Annotated in this window: 1 protein-coding gene and 1 pseudogene; both read right to left on the reverse strand. The window is 48.1% G+C overall.

Translation table 11 applies throughout. From position 1 onward, the window contains the following. Positions 1–362, reverse strand: a 362-nt coding sequence (gene gspI / locus R7P74_RS27145; RefSeq protein ID WP_318123773.1) for a type II secretion system minor pseudopilin GspI, incomplete at its 3' end; no start/stop codon positions are given. Then, positions 349–642: pseudogene (locus R7P74_RS27150) on the reverse strand (type II secretion system protein GspH); the annotation flags it as partial. The pseudogene R7P74_RS27150 and the gene gspI, both read right to left, overlap by 14 nt.

A 642-nucleotide genomic window follows, 5' to 3' on the forward strand; every position in this document is an offset into this window, starting at 1 on the left:
ACAGCTGGACTCGCGTTTTTGGCGGTCGCGACACGTACATCAAATGCTTTCAGCAATGGCTGCGTGGGGGCGACAGGCGGGACATTCCAATACCATGTACGCCCTGCTAGTTCTTCGGTACCATTCTTGGCTTTCAGCGCGCCAGTATCTAGCATCACATTCGCCATTTGGTTATCCACAACCATTGCTGCAAACATCTTTTCTTCTAAGTAGCTGACTGTGTTGATGTGTTGACTCACAGAGCGAATCACACTGATCGCCGCGGTGGCAAAAATAGCCAGTGCAACCAACACTTCAAGCAACGTCATCCCTCGCACTCTGCGACGGTTTAAGTTTGGTTGAGTTTGCTTAAAATTGCGCATTCTCATCCTCTTCCACTTCTTCACCTGGCGCTACCAACAGAATTTGCCCACTCTCTTTTCCGATCACTCGCCAACCATCGTTAAACGCATCGCCTTTTTGTGGAAAAAAAGACAAGGTAAACTGCGTGACTTCTGCGCTCGAGAAAATGAAGACTTGCGGTGGTTTCACTTTCTTTTCTTCAGTTTCGTCGGCAAACATGTCTTCAAACAGTGAACCCGGCTCAAACAAACGATCGTCTTTATCCCAAGCACCGCCACCTAGATCCAATTGCAATGCAAT

Source organism: Vibrio sp. 2033 (assembly GCF_033339735.1).